The organism is Aeromonas tecta (assembly GCF_000820185.1).
In the GTDB taxonomy this organism is placed as follows: domain Bacteria; phylum Pseudomonadota; class Gammaproteobacteria; order Enterobacterales; family Aeromonadaceae; genus Aeromonas; species Aeromonas tecta.
Genome location: NZ_CDCA01000036.1, coordinates 438045 through 457852 on the forward strand (window position 1 = coordinate 438045; position 19808 = coordinate 457852).

Below are 19808 nucleotides of genomic sequence, written 5' to 3' on the forward strand. Positions count from 1 at the left end.
ATTGTTCGGTTATCGAGCGAACGCACCCACTATCTGCGCCCCATGGTTGACACCCCAGTCCAGAAAGGGTTTAATGCGCGCCGTTGCCCAGATAGCTCAGTCGGTAGAGCAGGGGATTGAAAATCCCCGTGTCGGCGGTTCGATTCCGTCTCTGGGCACCAATAATTCCTCCTTAGTTCAGTCGGTAGAACGGCGGACTGTTAATCCGTATGTCACTGGTTCAAGTCCAGTAGGAGGAGCCAAATTTGAAAGGCCCGCTCATCTGAGCGGGCCTTTTCGCATCCGTCGTTTCTGCTCGCTTCCCCTAATAGCGGTTCTCGTCGCCATGCCAGATATGGCCGGCAGAGCATGCCCGCGCCACCTCGTGACAAGGATCATCCGCATGACTGCGGAAGAAGTGCTGATCTTGTTGCAGCAGGAGTGAACTCATCGAGTGGCTGATCCCGGCCAGCGCCTCGCCAGCGGTCAGTCCTGCAACCCGGTGATCCGTGGCCAAATGAGCCAATACTCTTTCACGACTATTCATGATCGCCTCCCTCCTTGAATCGAGTCGTAAATTGACCATAGCAGCAGCTCTTCAGATCCCGCAAACCCGCGCCAGCAAAGGGCCCCAGCCTAGTCCCACCTTACCGGGCAAGCGACGATTTCCCAAAAAAGGCCCATGTAAAAGGCCCGCTCACAGGAGCGGGCCTTTTACCGTATTGCTAGCCGCCGTTACAGGCCGCCAGTAGCAGGGTGGCCCCGCAGGTGGCGCTGAATACCAGCAACCCCGCCTGCAGTACCCCCTCTGGATCCGTTGGCTTCCTTTTCTTCCTGAACCTTATCCATTTAGGCTTCATCGAGCCCACCTCATCCTTCGTGCACTCTGGGTGCGCAGCCCCTGCCTTCCTCGGCAGGCGGCTCATCTTTGTCCGGCCGTGGCACCTCGTCAATGCCCCTCGCGGATAAATTTTCGACCAAGATCCGTATAAGACCCGCACGCTACTAACCCGCTCTCGGCAATGCATTCAGAATCCAGAAAACCGGCGTGACCCGATTGCGTGCCAGGGCTATGATGAGGCCGACGATTTCCGACCCCAGGGAGACCCCAGATGAGCAGCCCCTTGCATTACGTGCTGGATGGCATCCATTGCGAGCCACACTTCTTCACAGTGCCACTCGACCACCAGCAGCCGGACGATGAGGAGACCATCACCCTGTTTGGTCGCACCCTCTGCCGCAAGGACAGACTGGACGACGAGCTGCCCTGGTTGCTCTACCTGCAAGGGGGCCCCGGCTTTGGCGCCCCGCGCCCCACCGCCAACGGCGGCTGGCTCAAGCGGGCACTGCAGGAGTTTAGGGTCTTGCTGCTCGATCAACGCGGTACGGGTCACTCCACCCCCATCCACGCCGAGCTGTTGGCCCACCTCAACCCTCGCCAGCAGGCCGACTACCTCAGCCATTTTCGCGCCGACAGCATAGTGCGGGACGCCGAGCTCATCCGCGAACAGCTGAGCCCCGACCGTCCCTGGAGTCTGCTCGGCCAGAGCTTTGGTGGTTTTTGCAGCCTCACCTATCTCTCCCTGTTCCCAAGTAGCTTGCACGAGGTCTACCTCACCGGCGGCGTGGCCCCCATCGGCCGCAGCGCAGACGAGGTATATCGCGCCACCTACCAGCGGGTAGCGGACAAGAACCGCGCCTTCTTCGCCCGCTTCCCCCACGCCCAGGCCATCGCCAACCGGCTGGCGACCCACCTGCACCGCCACGATGTGCGTCTGCCCAATGGCCAGCGCCTGACGGTGGAGCAGTTGCAGCAGCAGGGACTGGATCTCGGTGCCAGCGGCGCCTTCGAGGAGCTCTATTACCTCCTGGAAGATGCCTTCATCGGCGAGCGGCTCAATCCCGCCTTCCCCTACCAGCTGCAGGCCATGCAGCCGTTCAACACCAATCCTGTGTTCGCCATACTGCATGAGCTCATCTATTGCGAAGGGGCGGCCAGCAACTGGGCAGCCGAGCGAGTCAGGGGCGAATTCCCGGCTCTGGCCTGGGCTCCTGGCAAGGATTTCGCCTTCACCGGCGAGATGATTTACCCCTGGATGTTCGAGCAGTTCCGCGAACTCGTCCCCTTGAAAGAGGCCGCTCAGCTGCTGGCCCAGAAAGCGGACTGGGGTCCGCTCTACGATCCGGCGCAGCTGGCCCAGAACCTCGTGCCGGTGGCCTGCGCCGTCTACGCCGAGGACATGTACGTGGAGTTCGACTACTGCCGTGAGACCCTCAAGGGCCTTGGCAACAGTCGCGCCTGGGTAACCAACGAGTACGAGCACAACGGCCTGCGGGTCGACGGCGAGCAGATCCTGGACCGGCTCATCCGCCTGAACCGGGACTGCTGAGCCTGACCCGGGCGGCATGCCCGGGCGATGACACCATAAGCTAGAGGGCGGCCCATGAGCCGCCCCACCCTGTCGGAAGCAACACAAAATAATAAGGATCACCCATTGGATCACCCGGAAACCTCGGCCGGCTGGCTGAGCCGTCTCTTCTATCACTGGACGGGGCCCTTGCTGCGCAAGGGGCTGAGCCAGCCCCAGGTCAGTCTCGACGATCTCTATCCCCTGCTGCCAGCAGACAGGCGCGATGAGCGCGCCGATGCCTTCCTCGCGTTGACCGCCAAGCGGCCGGTACGCCCCTGGCCCATCATGGCCTTTATCTGGCGCCATTATCGCGGCCGCATCAGTCTGCTCACCCTGCTGCAACTGCTCGGCATGCTGGCGACCCTGGCCAGCCCCTGGCTACTCAACCACAGCATGACCCAGCTCGGGGCAGGCGCCAGCACAGGCCATAAGCTGCTGCTGGCCTTCGCCCTGTTCGCCTCTGTGCTGGCCGCCGGCATGCTGGCGGAGCACTCGCTTCAGCTGGCCCTCAAGATGCACGTGCCCATCCGCCGCTTGCTGGCAGAATCCCTGCTCGCCAAGGTGATGAAGCTCGGCGGCAAGAGCTTCGATGATAGGGCCGGTGGCCGGGTGCAGAACCTCATCAACCGGGACGTGTGGGACATTACATGGATTCTGGCAGACCCCGCCATGCCGCTGACCATGGCGCTGCAACTCATCGGCACCATAGCCCTGCTGGTGTGGCAGGTGGGCAGCGCGGGCCTGGTGGGCTTCGCCGTGCTGGCCATGCTACTGCTGGTCTCCACCCGGGTGGTACGTCGCATGAACCTGCAGGAACAACAGCTCAAGCGCCAGCAAGATGACCGCAACGGCATACTGGCCGAATACATCAAGAAGCTGCGACTGGTGCGCCAGAACGGGCTCGGCGCCTTCTTCACCCAGGCGGCCAACACCAAGCGCCAGCGCGAACTCGGCGTGCTCGGCCGAGTGCTCAAGCTCGATGCCATCAACAGCTTCCTGATGTTGAGCACACCGCTGCTGGTGACGCTCGCCACTTTCACTACTTATCTGGCCTCGGGTAAGAGCCTGACCCTGCCCCAAGTGTTCACCACCATAGCCCTGTTCGCCGTGCTGCGGATCCCCATGATGCGGCTGCCCTACCTCATCCGCACCCTGATCAACTTCAACACCGGCTTCAACCGGCTGTGCGAGTTCTTGAACAGCCCGGAGCAGCACAGGGATCTCAGCGATCCCAGCCTGCCGGTCGGCTCACTGCGTATGGAGAACGTCACCGCCCTGCACCAGCAAAAGCCGGTGCTGCAAGGGGCCAGCCTCGTCGTCCAGCCGGGAGAACTGGTGGGGATCACCGGGGCCACCGGGGCCGGCAAGAGCTGCCTGCTGCACCTGGTCGCTGGCTTTGACAACGACTTCGAGGGCAGCATTCGCCGCCACGGCCGGGTTGCCCATCTGGGCCACAAGCCCTGGCTGATGAACGACAGCATCCGCAACAACATCCTGTTCGGTCAGCCCTGGGATGAGGAGCGCTACCACTGGGTGCTTGGCGCCTGCGCCCTCAGCGCCGATCTCGGCCTGCTCAGTCACGGCGACCAGACGCTGGTTGGCGAACTTGGCACTCGCCTCTCCGGTGGCCAGCAGCAACGGGTCGCCCTGGCCCGCGCCCTCTACGCCAAGGCCGACATCCTGTTGCTGGACAACCCGCTCTCCGCGCTGGACCCCATCGTCTCGGCCCAGGTGCTGGAGCAGGGCCTGGCCTTCAAACCGGGTCCGACCCGGCTGCTGGTGAGCCACGATCCCGACGTGCTGGCCCACTGCGATCGGGTGATCCGCATCGAGCAGGGCCAGCTGACCGAACTCGATGCCCATCAGCTCGCGGACCTCATCCAGCACCCGCAGCCCGCCCCCCTGGTGGCCCCGCAAGAAGCGGAGCAGTTCAGCGAGGAGAAGGTGGTGGAGGGCAAGGTGGACTGGGGTCTATTTGGCTTCATGTGGAAACGCCTGGCCGCCCCCGGCACCATACTGATCGCCCTGCTGCTCACGCTAGGCCAGGAGGGGCTGCGCATCGCCTCGGATCTCTGGCTCGGCGGCAAGGCCGAGGTGAGCGAGGTCAGCTCATTGCTCGGCATCTATGTGCTGCTGGGGGCCGGCTCTCTCGTCTGCATCATGGTGGTGCGGGTCATCAACTACAAACTCGGCCTCAAGCTGGCCTGGACCCTGTTCGACGGCATGCTAGGCCGCATCAGCCAAGCCCCCATGGCCTTCTTCGACAAGGTGCCACAGGGGCGCATCCTCAATCGCTTCGACCGGGATCTGGGGGAGGCGCAGGAGGTCTTGCTGCCCATGCTGATGGGGCTGTTCGCCATGCTCATCTCGGTGCTGCTGCAGGTGGCGGTGATCGGCGTCAACATGCCGTTGCTGCTGCTCATCGCCCCCCTGGTGGGCTGGGCGCTCTATGTGCTGCAGCGCCGCTACCGGGCGGTGCAGCTCAAGCTGCGGCGCCAGTCGTCGGTGCTGCGCTCGCCGCTCTACATCAGCATCAGCGAGACCATTCGCGGAGCCCCCGCCCTGCGTCTGGCCGGGGCCGAACGCTTCGCGCTGGATCAGGTGCTGCATCACTATGACAACAACCTGCGCAGCTGGTACACCACCACCTCGGTCAACCGCTGGCTTGGCATGTACCAGACCCTGCTCTCCGCCGCGCTGGTGGGCGCCGTGGCGCTGATGGTGGCCTTCAGCAGCAGCTCGCTGCTGGGGGCCGTGGCCATCACCTACGCCTTCACCGCCTCGGCCATGCTCAACTCCCTCATTCGCAACTTCGCCGAGGTGGAGCAGGTGATGAATGCGGTGGAGCGAGTGCGTGAATACAGCGAGATCGAGAGCGAACGCCAGACCGGCGACCCCCTCGCCGTCCCCCACCCCAAGGTGCGTTTTGACAACCTGGGGCTGCGTTATCCCGGCACCAGTCAGTGGGCGCTGCACAAGGTCAACTTCGAGCTGGCGCCGGGGGAAAAGGTGGGCGTCTGCGGTCGCACCGGGGCGGGCAAGAGCTCCTTGCTCGGGGTGATGCAGGCCATGTACCCGACCTCTCAGGGGGAGATCTATTACGGCGATCAACCGCTGTCGGCGCTGGCGCCGGAGGCGGTGCGCGATCTGTACGACACCGTCTCCCAGATCCCCCTCACCTTCTTTGGCACCCTGCGCGCGAACCTGGCGCCGCTCACCGAGCAGAGAGACGAGGCGCTGGAGCAGGCGCTCGCCAGGGTCGGCCTGGCCGAGCGTTGTAGCGGGCGGCTGGACGAGGATCTCGACAAGTTGCAGCTCTCCGCCGGCGAAACCCAGCTGTTGGTCATCGCCCGCATCCTGTTGTCGCGCCGTCCGCTCATCGTGCTGGACGAGGCGACCTCGGATCTCGATCACGGCGGCATGCGCAAGATGGCGGAGCTGCTCTATCGCTACCGGCCGGAGGCTAGCTATCTGGTGATCGCCCACCACCTGGAGCCGCTGCTGTCGGTGGACAAGGTGGTGGTGATGGAGGCAGGCAGCGTGGTGGAGCAGGGCTCACCGGTCAGCCTGCTGGCGAACCCTGGTTCCCGCTTCCACCAACTGTTCGCCGGCCAGGTCAACCGGCAGGTGGCGGAGATCACCGGCTGAGTTTGAAACGAAAAGGGCTGCCCGCGGGCAGCCCTTTTTTTGTCGTGCGCTGGCCTCAGCGCTCCATGATTTGCGTCACGTCATCCTTCTTGATCAGCATCTCCCGCCCCTCTGCGTCGTAGTAGCGATACATGTTGGTATCCTCATCCAGCTTGGGCTTGCTGTCGGTGGCAATCATGCGCCCGTCCTTGGTGCTCATGATGTATTGAGAGCTACATGCAACCAATCCCAGCGCACATACCAGGATCATCATCAGTCGTTTCATCGCAGGCCTCTTCTCCCTCCCTCACCCTCACGGCGAGGATGTGTCTTGAAGACTAGTTCAGCCATCTTCATCCGAATAAGCGCGTCATCAAAATAAGAACCACAGATGAAACTCTCTGCCTGTCGTCATATTTTCAGGATATATCCATTTTCCATATGAAAAAGGCCGGACATCTGTCCGGCCTCTGCCTTGCTAAACCCGTCACTCTCAACGCTGGGGCTTGCGCTCACCGGTGACGATGGGGTTCTTGGGATCCATGCTCCACTCGTACCAGCCGCCGTCGTAGACGCTGATCCGCTTCCAGTCCATCAGCCAGGCGTAGAAGAAGGCCTCGGAGGCGCGCCAGCCGGTGCCGCAATAGAAGGCGGCCTGCTGGTTCGGCTCGATGTCCCACTCGTCCCACATGGCGAGGATCTCGCGGGCCGGCTTCATGGTGCCGTCCGGGTTGTGGAAGTCGCTCATGCTGTTGGCATCCACGCCGCCACGACCCCACTTGGCGCCAGGAATATCACCCTTTGGCTTGATGTAGCTGTAGCCGGAGGTGTTGCCGACGAACTCATCCCAGGTGCGCACGCTGACCAGGGCGCCATCGGGCTGCTTGAGCAGCGTCTTGGCCTGTTCCAGCGTGGTGTAGTACTCGGGGTGCGCCGGGATGGTGACACCGAACTCCTTGGCGGGCGGGAAGGTGTTGGCCAGACCGGTCTCGGTGCGCAGGTGCTGCACGAACCAGGCGTCCAGGCCACCGTCCAGCAGCCGCACGTCTTCAACCCCGGCGTACATCATCATGTGGGCGGCGCGGGCCGCCGCCATGGTGTTACGACCGTAGAGGATGACTGTGGTGTCGTGACGGATGCCGTTTTCCAGCAGCAGCTTCTGAAGTGCCTCATTGGACACCTTGTTCCACAGCGGCTCCTCTTCCAGGCTGTTGGTGTCGATGTAACCGGCACCCGGGATGTGGCTCAGCAGGTAGGCCTTGGGGGCGCCCCATGCCACTTCGAACAGCTTCCAGTCCCCTTTGGGCGCGGCGGCAACCGGCTTGCCAGCCTGCAAGTCAGCCAGCCAGAGCGGATAGACCAGCTGCTGCCAGCGGGCCAGGTACTCGCGAGGAGCCTCCTTCCAGCCCTGCAGCTCGAACAACTGCTTGATGCCTTGCTGGCGCAGCAGGCGGGCCACTTCGGCCACGGCGCGCGGCTCGCCATAGAGCGCCACCGGCTTGTCCGGGCTCAGCCCCTTGTCTTTGAGCGCCTTGGGCCACTCGTCATCGCTGTATTTCCACTCGGCGGAGAGGTTCTCGGCGCCGACCACGTGGCCACCCTGCGTCTCCCCCGCCATGGGCCAGCCCTGATAGAAGTAGCTCTGGCGAGTATCCAGGATCACGGCCGCTTTGGCCTTGGCATCGGCCAGGGTGAGCGGTGGCAGTTCGGCCGCAAAGGCGGGCAAGGCACACCAGAGCAGCAAGGCGGCCAGACCGGCCCGCAACAGACCCAAAATTCGTTTCATGATGTTGTCTCGATGCATAGTGAACAAAATTAAAAAATGGAGCGGCCGAGGCGCTCGGCCAGCAGCTCCAGCGCCGCCGTGCCCGCCAGCGAATTGCCGGCCTTGTTGAGCTCGGGGGACCAGACACAGACGCACAACTCGCCCGGGATCAGCGCCATGATGCCGCCGCCCACCCCGGATTTGCCGGGCATGCCGACGCGGTAGGCAAAATCCCCCGCCTCGTCGTAGAGGCCGCAGGTCGCGAGCAGGGCATTGACCTGCTTGGCGCTGCGCGCCGGCAGCAGCGCTGCGCTATCGCCGAGGGGCATGCCGCGATTGGCCAGATAGATGAAGGTGCGCGCCAGATCGACACAGCTCATGCGAATGGCACAGGCATTGAAGTAGCTTTGCAGCACCTTGTCCACCTCGTTTTCGAAGTTGCCGTAGGCCTTCATCAGGTAGGCGATGGCCGCGTTGCGGGCGGCATGCTGGTACTCCGAGCGCGCCACCACCTGATCCGCGACTATGGCCGGATTGCCGGAGAGCCGGCGCACCAGCTCCAGGGTACGCTGACGGGGCGCGGTGAGCCGGGTCTCCAGCAGATCGCTCACCACCAGGGCGCCGGCGTTGATGAAGGGATTGCGCGGGATCCCCTGCTCGAATTCCAGCTGAACCAGGGAATTGAACGGCTGGCCAGAGGGCTCCTTGCCGACCCGGGCCCAGATCTCCTCTTCCTGATAGAGGGTCAGTGCCAGCGTGAGGCTCAGGGCCTTGGAGATACTCTGGATGGAGAAGGGTTCGCAGGCGTCACCGGCGGTGAAGATCTCGCCCTCCACGGTGCAGACCGCGATGCCGAGCCGATCGGCAGGCACCTGGGCCAGTGCGGGAATGTAATCGGCCACCTTGCCTTGTCCCAGCAGGGGGCGTACCTGCTCAAGAATGCTGGCCAGTAATTCGGATGACAACACCATTGGCTATTCCATGACACTCAGCGGGGTGAGGGCCCGCCCCCACCGACAAAAATCCCGCCTGCGGCGGGATTTTCTATGCGCCCATAACAGGCAATCTGATATCAGGCCGGCTCGCCATACCAGAGGTCGAACAGCTCGGTGACCACCACGGCTTCCATCCCCTTGCCTTCCAGCCAGGATTTGATGACGGCGCGGTCTTCATCGGTACATTTGCCCAGTTGCTGGGTGCAGATCATGCCTTCCCAGGCCAGGTGACCGGAGCCGGCGAAGGCCAGCTTGCGCGGTTCGATCACTTCATCGATCAACGCATCGACGGTGGCATCGATGGTCTCTTCGGCGGTGCCGACCGGGAAGTTGAAGCTGATGTCGAATCCCATTTCCTGGAATTCATCGACGCGCAGTTTCTTACGCAGACGGCGACTACGATTGGCCATGATAGCTCCTTAGGTTTGTTGACAGCTTGGCTTAGTTAACGCGTTTGAAAATCAGATCCCAAACCCCGTGCCCCAGACGATGGCCACGTTGTTCGAATTTGGTCAGCGGGCGCCACTCGGGACGAGGCACCCAGTTGCCGCTCTCGGCAGTGTTCTCATAGCCTTCGGCGGCGCTCATCACTTCCAGCATGTGCTCGGCATAGTTTTCCCAGTCGGTGGCCATGTGGAACACGCCACCGATCGCCAGCTTCTGGCGAATGTCCTGCGCGAACGCGGGCTGCACGATGCGGCGCTTGTGATGACGGCTCTTGTGCCAGGGATCCGGGAAGAACAGCTGCAGGCAGGAGAGCGAGCCATCCGGGATCATGTGCTCAAGCACCTCGATCGCGTCGTGGCAGATGACCCGCAGGTTGGTGACCCCCGCTTCCTGAGCTGTGCCGAGACAGGCACCCACACCAGGGGAATGTACCTCGATGCCGATGAAGTTCTTCTCGGGGGCATTCTTGGCCATCTCCACCAGGGAGGCGCCCATGCCGAAGCCGATTTCCAGCACCACAGGCGCATCACGGCCAAACAGCGCCACCATGTCGAGCGGGGCCGGTGCGAAATCGATACCCATGACCGGCCAGAGCTCTTCCAGGGCCTTCTCCTGCCCTTTGGTCAGGCGGCCTTCGCGACGGACAAAGCTGCGGATCTTGCGCATGAATTTGCCGTCTTCGTTAAATACATCTTGGGTCACAGGCATAGTGGGTAGCTCGTTATTTCATCTATCTGGATCACAGACGACATGAATGAATATGTCATCAACTCGGGGCTCGAGCGACCCGAATGGATGGCGCGTATTGGCATCGATTCGGGGCTCGGGCGACCTGGGCGGATCGCTATTTCATCGATCAGCCAAAACCGGGGAGCGAATTATCCCAAGATAGGCTCAGGGCGCAAGTGTTTCGCGCAACAAATCCCCCAGAGTAGATCAATTCCGCCACCGCGGTTGACAAATGCCACCCCCCTCACAGAATCTGCCGGGCGTCAGGCGCATCCTGACACGCGATAATAAAGCCATACACAACAAAGGATTGCAGTATGAAGAAAACCCTATTGACCCTCGCTGTCGCCGCCCTGCTGGCCGGCTGCAACCCCTCGGACAACGATTCCCAGCCGCCCGCTCCTGCCAGCCAGGCTTACGAGTATCTGGTGCAGCTGAGCTCCGGCGCCGAAGGCATAGGCGCCAGACCCACCGGCACCGAGGCCGAGACCCGCGCCGCCGCCTGGATCCAGGATCACCTGAGCGGTTGGGGCTATGAGGTGCAAAACCAGCCGTTCACCTACACCAAGAGCGGCACCAGCAAGCACTCCCAGAACCTTATTGCCGAGCTCAAGGGCAAGAGCGACAAGGTGATCCTCATCGGCGCCCACTACGACAGCACGGGTGAGAAGAAAGGCTCCGAGGGGGCCACCGACAACGGCGCCGGGGTCGCGGCCCTGTTGGCGGTCGCCGAGGCGCTCAAGGGCCAGACCCTGCCCTACACGGTGCGCTTCGCCTTCTTCGGGGCAGAAGAGAATGGCCTCAACGGCGCCAAGGCCTATGCCGCCAGCCTGGACAGCGCCGCCGTCGCCCAGCTGCTCGCCATGGTGAACTACGACACCATCGCCGGGGGCGACATCGTCTACGTCCACTCGGCCCACTCGGATGTGGCCGAGTACAGTTGCGCCGAGCCGAGCCGCTACAGCTTCGATCCCAAGGTGCGGGATCGCCTGCTGGCCATCTCCAAGCAGGGGACCACCCCGTTTGCCATCCACCCAAGCTATCCTGGCTACCCGGAAGGGGAGACCGGCAGTTGGTCGGATCACGCGCCCTTTGCCTGCCTGGGAGTGCCTATCGCCTACGTGGAAGCCACCAACTTCACCATCGATGGCGCCGATGGCTATGACGGCTACTCCCAGAGCACCAACCCGGCGCTGTGGGACTGTTATGACGACGCCACTAAAAGCGCCTGCGATCGGGACAGCGAGACCCAGTGGGGCAAGATCTGGCACACCCAGTATGACCGCCTCGACAAGATGGCCGAGCTGTTCCCGGGCCGGGTACAACAGCAACTCGGCGCCAACACGGATCTGATGATCCGCTTCCTGAAAGAACCTGGGCTCTGAATACCGAGCCGATGAGCCACCTCCCGAAGGAGCCGGGACTCTGATCCGGCGATAACGGCGACAGGCAGCCCCTGCAGAGGGATTGACGCTCTTTTCGCCACGGGAAGCCATAAAATGCGGGCAGGTGCCAAACCTGCCCTTTTTTATGGATTTTTGTTACAGCCATTGCCTCATTTCTGAAATCTGATACAAACGGATAACGTGGCGGTTGAATGGAGTGACCGCCCCCTAGTCAGAGAGAACCCTATGCAGCCGTTTTTTGCCCAGCGCTTCGAGAAGGTCGAGCCTTCCTTTATCCGTGAAATCCTGAAAGTTGCCGCCAATCCGGAGATCATCTCCTTCGCCGGCGGCCTGCCCAATCCCCATCTGTTCCCGGTCAAGGCCATCGACCAGGCCTGCCAGGACGTGCTGCGCGAACAGGGCCCCGCCGCCCTGCAATACGCCGCCACCGAAGGCTTTGCCCCGCTGCGCCAGTACATCGCCGATCGCTACCTGAGCCGCCACGGCATGACCGTCAACCCGGACAACATCCTGATCACCAGCGGCTCCCAGCAGGCGCTGGACTTGCTGGGCAAGGTGCTGGTCAACGAAGGGCAGGATCTCATCATCGAGGAGCCGGGCTATCTCGGCGCCATTCAGGCGTTTTCCGTCTATCAACCGAATTTCCGCCCCATCACCCTTGGCGAAGAGGGGCTGGATCTGGCCGCGCTGGATGCGCTGCTGGAGCAGGGCTCAGACGCCAAGCTGCTGTACGGCGTACCGAATTTCCAGAACCCGAGCGGCGTGTCTTACAGCCGTGCCAATCGCGAGGCACTGGCCGAGCGACTGGTGCGCCACGAGTTGCTGATGGTGGAAGATGATCCCTACGGCGAGCTGCGCTTCGAGGGCGAGCACCTGCCCCCCATCGCCAAGCTGGCCCCGAACAATACCGTGCTGCTCGGCTCCTTCTCGAAAACCGTGGTGCCCGCCTTCCGTCTCGGCTGGATGCTGGTGCCGGACTGGCTGCGCAAGAAGGTCACCATCGCCAAGCAGGCGACCGACCTGCACAGCAATGCCTTCAGCCAGCAGGTACTGCACCGCTTCCTGATAGACAATTCGCTCGATGCCCATCTGGAGAAGATCAAGGAGGTCTACGGTCGCCAGCGCGCCGCCATGGAAGCCGCCCTGACCCGTCACTGCCCGCCTGGGGTCAGCTACACCCGTCCGGAAGGGGGCATGTTCCTCTGGCTGACGCTGCCAAAAAGTGTCAGTGCCATGGCCCTGTTCGACGAGGCGATCAAGGAGAAGGTCGCCTTCGTCCCTGGCGCACCCTTCTACGTTCGCCCGGAAATACAGAATACTCTGCGCCTGAGCTTCTCTTGCGTAGACGAAGCCACTACGGAAGAGGGAGTCAAGCGGCTGGCTCGCGCCCTCGCCCGCATGCTCTAACGTGGCTCCTGAATGAAAAAAACCAGCGACCAAGGTTGCTGGTTTTTTTATGCCCGTTTGGCGCGCCCTGGGTGTCAGGCGGTCAGCTGCTCGATAAACGCCTTCATCGGCATCGGCCTGCCGTAGAAATATCCCTGCAGGAAGGTCACCTGACGTGCCCTCAAATAGGCCGCCTGTACCTCGTTCTCCACCCCTTCCGCCACCAGTTGCAGCTCGAGCCGGGTCGCGAGATCGATGACGTTCTCGACGATGTGGCTAGACAGCGCATCCGAGCCAATCATGCCGACGAAGCTCTTGTCTATCTTGAGGAAATCGACCTGGAAGGCTTGCAGATAGGTCAGGCTGGAGTGGCCGGTACCAAAATCATCGATGGCGATGAAGACACCGAGCTGGTGCAACTCGGCAAACAGCCGATCGGTCACCTCGTCCGCCACGATCAGCTCCCGCTCGGTCAGCTCCAGCACCAGCTTGATGGGATTTTCCTTGAAGGCGTTGATGAAATCGCGGCAATCCTCCACCAGACTCAGATCCTTGCAGTGGCTGGCGCAGATGTTGAAACCGAAGTGGAAACCCTTAGGCAGGGTGTGAACCTGGTCGGCAAACTGCGCGCGCACCTGCTGCATCAGTGAACGGGTCATGGGGACGATGAGGCCACACTCTTCCGCCATGGGGATGAAACGATCCGGTGCTATCATGCCCTGACGGGGATGTTGCCAGCGCATCAGCACCTCGCAACCGCGCCACTGGGCGTCCTCACCGGTTACCACGGGTTGCAGATAGGGAATGAACTCCTGCTGATCCAGCGCCCGCCGCAACTCCTGCATCGGTGAGTGGGAGCGTCCCATCAGCCAGAATGCCCCGAACCCAAACATCAGACTCAGCAGGGGATAGATGATGAGGCTGACCTTGGAGTAATCCCACAGGTGGGCGGCATAGTCACGGTTAGAGAGGGCGGTCACCACCTTGAAGGGATACTTCTCGGAGGCCTGCTCCAGATAACCGGGGGTGCCTGGCGTGATCAGGCGGTTGGTGAGCTGACTGTCACGCAGCAACATCTGCGGACCGACCACCAATCCGAGCGGGGTATCGCGGCTCATCATGTCGAGGATGTTGAGCAGGTAGTAGCCATCCACCCCCACCAGCACGCTGTACTTCCCCACCTCCTGGCGGTAGACGATGAGCGGCCTGTTCGGCGTGACCGGGTTGCCCCGCATCAGATCGAGTTTGCCCTCGACATAGTCGTCGAGGTCTATCCCCCCCTTGACCGGGCCATAGAGGGAGGTGCAGTAGATACGCTCGCCTTCGGCCAGGTTGACGCTGCGCACATCCGGCACCGTCGCCACCTGATCCCGCAAGCCCTGTACGACCTCGAGGCAGGGTTTGCCAATGCTCCCCGCTACGGCAGAGGCTGCCAGCTCTGCATTGTCCAGAGTGCGATCGAACATGTGCCTGGCATGCAACAAACGCTGCTCCGTATCCTGCCGCACCCCACTCATGGTCTGCCCGATGGCAATCGCAATCCCAAGCGCCATGGGCAACAAGCCAGCCAGCAGGGAGAAAACCAGGCGGCGATGGTATTGGCGCGCTCTCAGACAACGAAATGGCATAATCCTCCCCAATCGCAACGGCGAAAAAAACGACCAATTTTACAGTTTGTCAGCCCCTTGGCAAGGAAAGCCAGGCCCAGGCGCGCGCTCGGCAGGCCGCCGTGCCCCGTCAAACACGCCTTCAACGCATACCTTTCAGCGTCACTGTGCGAGGGCAAAGCCGTCCATCACAGAGACCTGACCAGTGTATGACCCAACCCCATGAAAAAACCATAACACTTGCAAAAACAGTTGCTTGTTCATCCGGCCCCGGCCCTCTAGAGTAGAGCCATCGGCGTCAGGAGAGCGAACATGAAGATACTGATCACGGGGGGGACAGGGTTTATCGGCCGCCGCCTGGTGGCGCACCTCAAGGTGGCGCACGAGGTGGTGGTGCTGACCCGCCAGGGCAACCGCGCCTATGAGCTGCTGGGTCATGATATCAAGCTGCTCGACAACCTGGACCGGCTGGATGACCTCAACGACGTGGATGTCGTCATCAATCTGGCGGGCGAGCCCATCGCCGCCGGTCGCTGGAGCGAGCCGCGCAAGCAGTTGCTGTGCAACAGCCGCTGGCTGCTGACCGAGCAGCTGGTCGATCTCATCAAGCTCTCTACCACGCCGCCCAGGCTGCTGCTCAATGCCTCCGCCATCGGCTGGTATGGCCGGCAGGGGGCCGAGCCGCTGGACGAGCACTTCAACCAGCCCAATGACGAGTTCACCCACCGTCTCTGCCAACAGTGGGAAACCCTGGCCCAACAGGCACGCAGCCCCCAGACCCGGGTCTGCATAGTCAGGATCGGTCTGGTGCTCGGCCAGGATGGCGGCGCCCTGCCCAAGCTGCTGCCGCCCTATCGCTGCGGGCTCGGTGGCCCCATGGGCTCGGGCCAGCAGGTGATGAGCTGGATCCATATTCAGGATCTGGTGCGCGCCATGCTGTTCCTGCTCGAGCACGACGAGTGCGACGGCATCTTCAACGCCACCGCGCCCCAGCCGGTCGACAACCGAACCTTCAGCCAGCACCTGGCCAGCAGCCTGCGGCGCCCTCACCTGCTGCGTGTACCGGCGCGGGCGCTGCGCCTGCTGATGGGGGAAGCCGCCGATCTGCTGCTCACCGGCCAGCACGTGCTGCCAGCTCGCTTGCAACAGGCGGGCTTTCACTTCACCTATCCCGAACTGCCCCAGGCCCTCGACAACCTGCTGTACTCCCCTCGCTGACGCGCGTAAAAAAACACCCGGCCAAGGCCGGGTGTTTTTTTAATGGCAATCGCAGCCAGGCTAGAGCAGTCCCTGGCCCAGACCCCGTAACCTGTCACTCAGGGTGCCCGCCAGCAACTGGCGGCGCATGCCCTGCCCGGCCAGGGTCACCAGCAAGGCGCCAAGCAGCGGCAGGCCGGCCCAGATGGCCCAGTGGAACTGCCACTTGCCATCGAACCACCACCACTGCAGGCCAAAGGAGCAGAGCTCGACCACCATGGCCGCGCACAGCCCCGCCAGCAGGCCAGTGGCCACCAGCTCCCAGCGCAGCATCTTCTCAAGCAGTTTGCTGCCAGCCCCCAGGGTGCGCATCAGCAACAGCTCGCGGCGCCGATGGGCCATGCTGGCCTGGGTCTGGGTCAGCAGCACCAGCAGGGCAGCCACCGTCACCAGCCCCAGCATCAGCCCAAGGGCCCGGCTCACCTGATCAGAGACCACGGTGAGGCGCGCGATCAGATCCTCCACATCGATGAGGCTCACGGTCGGGTGACGGCGAATGAGCTCCACCTCGGCGCTTCGCCCCTCGACCGGCAGCCGATAGCTGCCGAGCCAGGTGTGGGAGAAGGGTGCCAGCACGTCCGGCGAGAAGATCATGTAGAAGTTGGGCCTCATGTTGTCCCACTTGATGGATCTCAGGCTGGTAACCTTGGCCTCGAAACCGCGCCCCTCAATGGTGAAGCTGAGCCGATCGCCAAGAGCGATCCCCAGCTGCCCCGCCAACACCTCGTCGACCGAAACCTCCCCCTTGCCGCCGAGCCACTGGCCAGAGGTGACCTGATTGTCGGGGGGCAGCCCCGCCGTGGTGGTGAAGTTGAGCTCACGGTTCACCCCCTCCCTCGCCGCATCTTCACCGACCGCCTGCCCGGCTATCTGGGTCAGGCGTCCGCGCACCATGGGATAGAAGTCCGAGGTGGTGGCACCCGCCTGATGCAGATCGGCCAGGATCCCTTCCCGCTCGTCGTCGGCCACATTGACCAGGAAGCGATTGGGGGCGTCCGCCGGCAGACGGGCAGAAAAGTCGTCGAGCAAGTCGACTCGCGCCGCCCACAATAGTCCGAACAGCATCAGCGCCAGCGCGAAGCCCGCCAGCTGGAAAAGGCCGCTGCCGCGCTCACGAGACAGATGGCTGATGGCCAGACGCAGGGCATGGGGTCCCTTGAGCCTGCTGCCGAGTCGGAGTAGCCCAGAAGCCAGCACCGCCAGCAGCAGCATCAATACCCCCATGCCACCAATGAGCCCCAGCGCCAGCGTGGCATCGGTGGTAAAGCCCCACACCAGCCCGAATAGACCGAGCAAGCCGACCGGCACCGTCAGCCAGGGCGGAATGCCCGCCTCCAGCTCACGACGCAGCACCCGCAGCGGGGGCACCTTGAGCAGTCGCAGGAAGGGGATGAAGGCCAGCAGCAGGGTGATGAAGAAGGCGACCGCGAGCCCCAGGACGAAGGGGCGCCAGGAGGGCGGTGGCAGATCCGCTGGCAGCAGATCCCCCAGCAGCTGCAGCGTCAGCCACTGCATCCCGCTCCCCGCCACCAGCCCGATCAGGGCTCCGATCAGGGTCAGTGAGAACAGCAGGGTGCCCATCAGCTGCCAGAGGGTGCGCCGCGACGCGCCCAGGGTCTTGAGCAAGGCCACCATGTTGGTTTGCCGCTCGGCAAAGTGACGCACCGCTATGCCCATGGCCAGGGCCCCCAGCAGCACGCCCGCCAGGGAGGCGAGGCGGAAGAAGCGCTCGGCATTGGCCAGGGATTTCCCCACCTGGGAGTCCTGATCATCGGGCTTGAGCAGCTTCTGCCCGGCCGCCAGCTTGGGCTTGAGCCAGCGCTCATACTCGGCCACCTGTTCGCGAGAACCCTTGAGCAGGTAGCGCCACTGCTGGCGGCTACCCGGCAACAGGGCACCGGTCGCCTCGATGTCTGCACTGTGAATGAGGGCCCGCGGCGCCATCTGGAAGGGGCTGAAGCCCTGATCCGGCTCCTGACCCAGCTCGCCGGCCACTTTCAATGTAGTATTGCCGACTTCCAGCTCATCCCCGAGCTTGGCGCCGAGCAGCTGCATCACCCGATCGGAGAGCCAAATCTCGCCGGGCGCGGGGGCTCGCTGCGGATTGAGCTCCAGCTTGCCATAGAAGGGGAAGTCACTCGGTACCGCCCGAATGGAGGCCAGCTGCAAGCCATCGCCGTGAAACAGCATGCTGTTGAAGCTGACCGTGGTCTGCACCGCCAGGCCATCCTGCTCGGCTTGCTTGAGCCAGGCCTCCGGCGCCGGCGTTGCGGAGCGCAACACCCGATCGGCCCCGATAAAGTCGCGACCCGAGGCCTTGAGCCCTGCGTCCAGCCGGTCCGCCACCAGCGCCACACTCAGCACGCAGGCCACGCTCAGGGCCAGCGCCAACACGAACCAGCGTAGTTCGCCGTTGAAGCCTTCCCGGCGCAGTAATTTCAATCCCAGTCGCCACTGACTCATGGTTGCTCCTTAACCCGGAAGGGCAAGACGGATTCGGATGCAAGCAGCTCTGCCTCCAGTCGTCCCGCCGCCATCACCACTTGTCGTTGGCAACGCTGTGCCAGCTCATGATCGTGGGTCACCACCACCAGGGTAGTGTTATGTTCTCTGTTCAAGCGAAACAGCAGTTCGATCACCGTCTCCCCAGTCTTGCTGTCCAGGTTGCCGGTCGGCTCATCCGCCAGCAGCAGGTTGGGGCGGGTCATAAAGGCGCGGGCGATGGCGACGCGCTGCTGCTCGCCACCGGACAGCCGTGGCGGCAGGTGATGCAATCGTTCGGAGAGCCCCACTTCGGCCAGCAGCGCGCGAGCCCGGGGTTCACAATGGGTTTCACCGCGCAGCTCGGCCGGCAGCATGACGTTTTCCAAGGCGCTCAAGGTTGGCAACAGCAGGAAAGACTGGAAGATGAAGCCCACCTGCTCGGCCCGCAGGCGGGCCCGCCCCTCCTCGTCCAGTTGAGTCAGCGACTGACCCAGGATCTCGATGTCACCGCAGCTCGGCAAGTCCAACCCGGCCAAGAGACCAAGTAGAGTAGACTTGCCGGAGCCGGAGGCGCCGACCAGCGCCAGCGTCTCACCGGTGTTGACTTGCAGATCGATCCCCTCAAGGATGGTGAGACTTTCCTGGCCGAGGCTGACGGTCTTGCCAAGCCCCTTGACGGTGATGATGGGTGTTGAACTCATGATGCGCTTCCTGTTTACCTGGACTCGGGCAATGAATGATGAGCATTGAACTCATGACCCCTGCCCCGCTTGCCCAGACGCTTGATGATGGCCGTTGGATCTGATGATAGGTGCCCTGTCTGCCACGACCCCTGTCGAGCATAAAGATGGCGGCTAAGCTCATGATACCTATCCTGTTTGCCTCGGCCCTTGTTGGCAATGGCTGATGAGCGTTAACCTCGTACCGGGTATCCTGTTGGCGGACCCGGAATGACAACAAATGATGGAGTTGAATGAATGACGCGTTTCCTGCTTGCCTTGTGTTGCCTGGTGTCATCGGTGCAGGCCCAGACCCTGCTGGTGCTGGGCGACAGCCTGAGTGCCGGCTATCAGATGCAGGCCGAACAGAGCTGGCCTGCCCTGCTCGAGCAGAAATGGCAGCAGCAAGGCGGTCAGCACCAGCTCATCAATGCCAGCATCAGCGGTGAAACGACCCAGGGGGGTCTGGCCCGCCTGCCCGCCCTGCTCGAGGAGCACAAACCCGACTGGGTGCTGATTGAACTGGGCGCCAACGATGGCCTGCGTGGCTTCGCCCCCGCCATCACCCGTGCCAACCTGACCAAGATGGTGGCGCTGACCAAGGCCCAGAAGGTGAAGACGGTACTGACCCAGATCCAGCTGCCTCGCAACTATGGCGCCCGTTACCTGCGCCAGTTTGAGCAGATCTTCCCGGAATTGGCGCAGGCCAACGCCCTGCCGCTGATGCCGTTCTTTCTGGATGATATTGCGCTGCGCCCTGAACTCATGATGAACGATGGGCTGCACCCCAAGGCTGAAACACAACCGATGATCCGCGACATAGTCGCCAGCTTTATCGAGCCGCTGCTGACGCAATAACCCCCAGCGCCGAGCGCCTCTGCTCAACCGCACTAAAACAAAACACCCGCCTAGGCGGGTGTTTTGTCATCGGGTTCAGGCTTCCAGAGTCTGGCGTAGCTGCGCTTGAGTGGCTCCCACCGAGCTGGAGCCTGGCCA

15 protein-coding genes and 2 tRNA genes are annotated in these 19808 nt (G+C 62.8%); 8 read left to right on the plus strand and 9 right to left on the minus strand.

Features of this window, described 5'->3' with window-relative positions; translation table 11 throughout:
• Positions 1–85 precede the first annotated feature (85 nt).
• Both BN1137_RS17050 and BN1137_RS17055 read left to right on the plus strand, forming a co-directional pair.
• Positions 86–161 (plus strand) — tRNA-Phe (locus tag BN1137_RS17050).
• A 5-nt stretch (positions 162–166) separates the two neighbouring features.
• Positions 167–242 (plus strand) — tRNA-Asn (locus BN1137_RS17055).
• Between the two features lie 62 nt (positions 243–304).
• On the opposite strand, the gene BN1137_RS17060 is transcribed toward BN1137_RS17055, so the two are convergent.
• Complete coding sequence (locus BN1137_RS17060; RefSeq protein WP_050719729.1) at positions 305–526, minus strand: hypothetical protein; 222 nt, start codon at positions 524–526, stop codon at positions 305–307.
• 565 nt (positions 527–1091) lie between these two features.
• On the opposite strand from BN1137_RS17060, the gene BN1137_RS17065 reads away from it, so the two are divergent.
• The gene (locus BN1137_RS17065) at positions 1092–2369 is read left to right on the plus strand and encodes an alpha/beta hydrolase (protein ID WP_050719730.1); all 1278 of its coding nucleotides are present in this window, start codon (positions 1092–1094) and stop codon (positions 2367–2369) included.
• Positions 2370–2474: 105 nt separating this feature from the next.
• A complete protein-coding gene (locus tag BN1137_RS17070) occupies positions 2475–6038 on the plus strand; it encodes an ATP-binding cassette domain-containing protein (RefSeq protein WP_050719731.1) in 3564 nt (1187 codons plus the stop codon).
• A 55-nt stretch (positions 6039–6093) separates the two neighbouring features.
• Here the strand turns inward: BN1137_RS17070 and BN1137_RS17075 are convergent, their stop codons facing one another.
• The 5 genes from BN1137_RS17075 to trmB all read right to left on the minus strand — a co-directional run bounded on the left by BN1137_RS17075 (position 6094) and on the right by trmB (position 9932).
• Positions 6094–6303 carry a YgdI/YgdR family lipoprotein gene (locus tag BN1137_RS17075; protein ID WP_050719732.1) on the minus strand — a complete coding sequence of 70 codons (210 nt, stop codon included), beginning with the start codon at positions 6301–6303 and terminating at the stop codon, positions 6094–6096.
• 207 nt (positions 6304–6510) lie between these two features.
• Complete coding sequence (locus BN1137_RS17080; RefSeq protein ID WP_050719733.1) at positions 6511–7803, minus strand: rhodanese-like domain-containing protein; 1293 nt, start codon at positions 7801–7803, stop codon at positions 6511–6513.
• Positions 7804–7832: 29 nt separating this feature from the next.
• Complete coding sequence (glsB, locus tag BN1137_RS17085; protein WP_050719734.1) at positions 7833–8753, minus strand: glutaminase B; 921 nt, start codon at positions 8751–8753, stop codon at positions 7833–7835.
• A 101-nt stretch (positions 8754–8854) separates the two neighbouring features.
• Positions 8855–9187: a YggL family protein gene (locus BN1137_RS17090; protein WP_050719735.1), complete on the minus strand. Its 333-nt coding sequence runs from the start codon at positions 9185–9187 to the stop codon at positions 8855–8857.
• A 31-nt stretch (positions 9188–9218) separates the two neighbouring features.
• On the minus strand, positions 9219–9932 hold the full coding sequence (gene trmB, locus BN1137_RS17095; RefSeq protein WP_050719736.1) for a tRNA (guanosine(46)-N7)-methyltransferase TrmB: 714 nt from the start codon (positions 9930–9932) through the stop codon (positions 9219–9221).
• Positions 9933–10270: 338 nt separating this feature from the next.
• Here trmB and BN1137_RS17100 point away from each other — a divergent pair, with 338 nt between their 5' ends.
• Both BN1137_RS17100 and BN1137_RS17105 read left to right on the plus strand, forming a co-directional pair.
• The gene (locus tag BN1137_RS17100) at positions 10271–11338 is read left to right on the plus strand and encodes a M28 family metallopeptidase (protein ID WP_050719737.1); all 1068 of its coding nucleotides are present in this window, start codon (positions 10271–10273) and stop codon (positions 11336–11338) included.
• Positions 11339–11584: 246 nt separating this feature from the next.
• Positions 11585–12766: an aminotransferase-like domain-containing protein gene (locus BN1137_RS17105; RefSeq protein WP_050719738.1), complete on the plus strand. Its 1182-nt coding sequence runs from the start codon at positions 11585–11587 to the stop codon at positions 12764–12766.
• A gap of 74 nt (positions 12767–12840) precedes the next feature.
• On the opposite strand, the gene BN1137_RS17110 is transcribed toward BN1137_RS17105, so the two are convergent.
• The gene (locus BN1137_RS17110) at positions 12841–14373 is read right to left on the minus strand and encodes an EAL domain-containing protein (RefSeq protein ID WP_050719739.1); all 1533 of its coding nucleotides are present in this window, start codon (positions 14371–14373) and stop codon (positions 12841–12843) included.
• Positions 14374–14664: 291 nt separating this feature from the next.
• On the opposite strand from BN1137_RS17110, the gene BN1137_RS17115 reads away from it, so the two are divergent.
• Complete coding sequence (locus tag BN1137_RS17115) at positions 14665–15570, plus strand: TIGR01777 family oxidoreductase (protein WP_050719740.1); 906 nt, start codon at positions 14665–14667, stop codon at positions 15568–15570.
• Between the two features lie 60 nt (positions 15571–15630).
• Here the strand turns inward: BN1137_RS17115 and BN1137_RS17120 are convergent, their stop codons facing one another.
• Positions 15631–18072 (minus strand): ABC transporter permease, encoded by a 2442-nt coding sequence (locus tag BN1137_RS17120; protein ID WP_050719741.1) that lies wholly within the window; start codon positions 18070–18072, stop codon positions 15631–15633.
• A complete protein-coding gene (locus tag BN1137_RS17125) occupies positions 18069–18794 on the minus strand; it encodes an ABC transporter ATP-binding protein (RefSeq protein WP_050719742.1) in 726 nt (241 codons plus the stop codon). The genes BN1137_RS17120 and BN1137_RS17125 overlap by 4 nt, the downstream gene beginning before the upstream one ends.
• Before the next feature lie 276 nt (positions 18795–19070).
• Here BN1137_RS17125 and BN1137_RS17130 point away from each other — a divergent pair, with 276 nt between their 5' ends.
• Positions 19071–19670 (plus strand): arylesterase, encoded by a 600-nt coding sequence (locus tag BN1137_RS17130; RefSeq protein WP_050719743.1) that lies wholly within the window; start codon positions 19071–19073, stop codon positions 19668–19670.
• Positions 19671–19808: the final 138 nt, after the last annotated feature.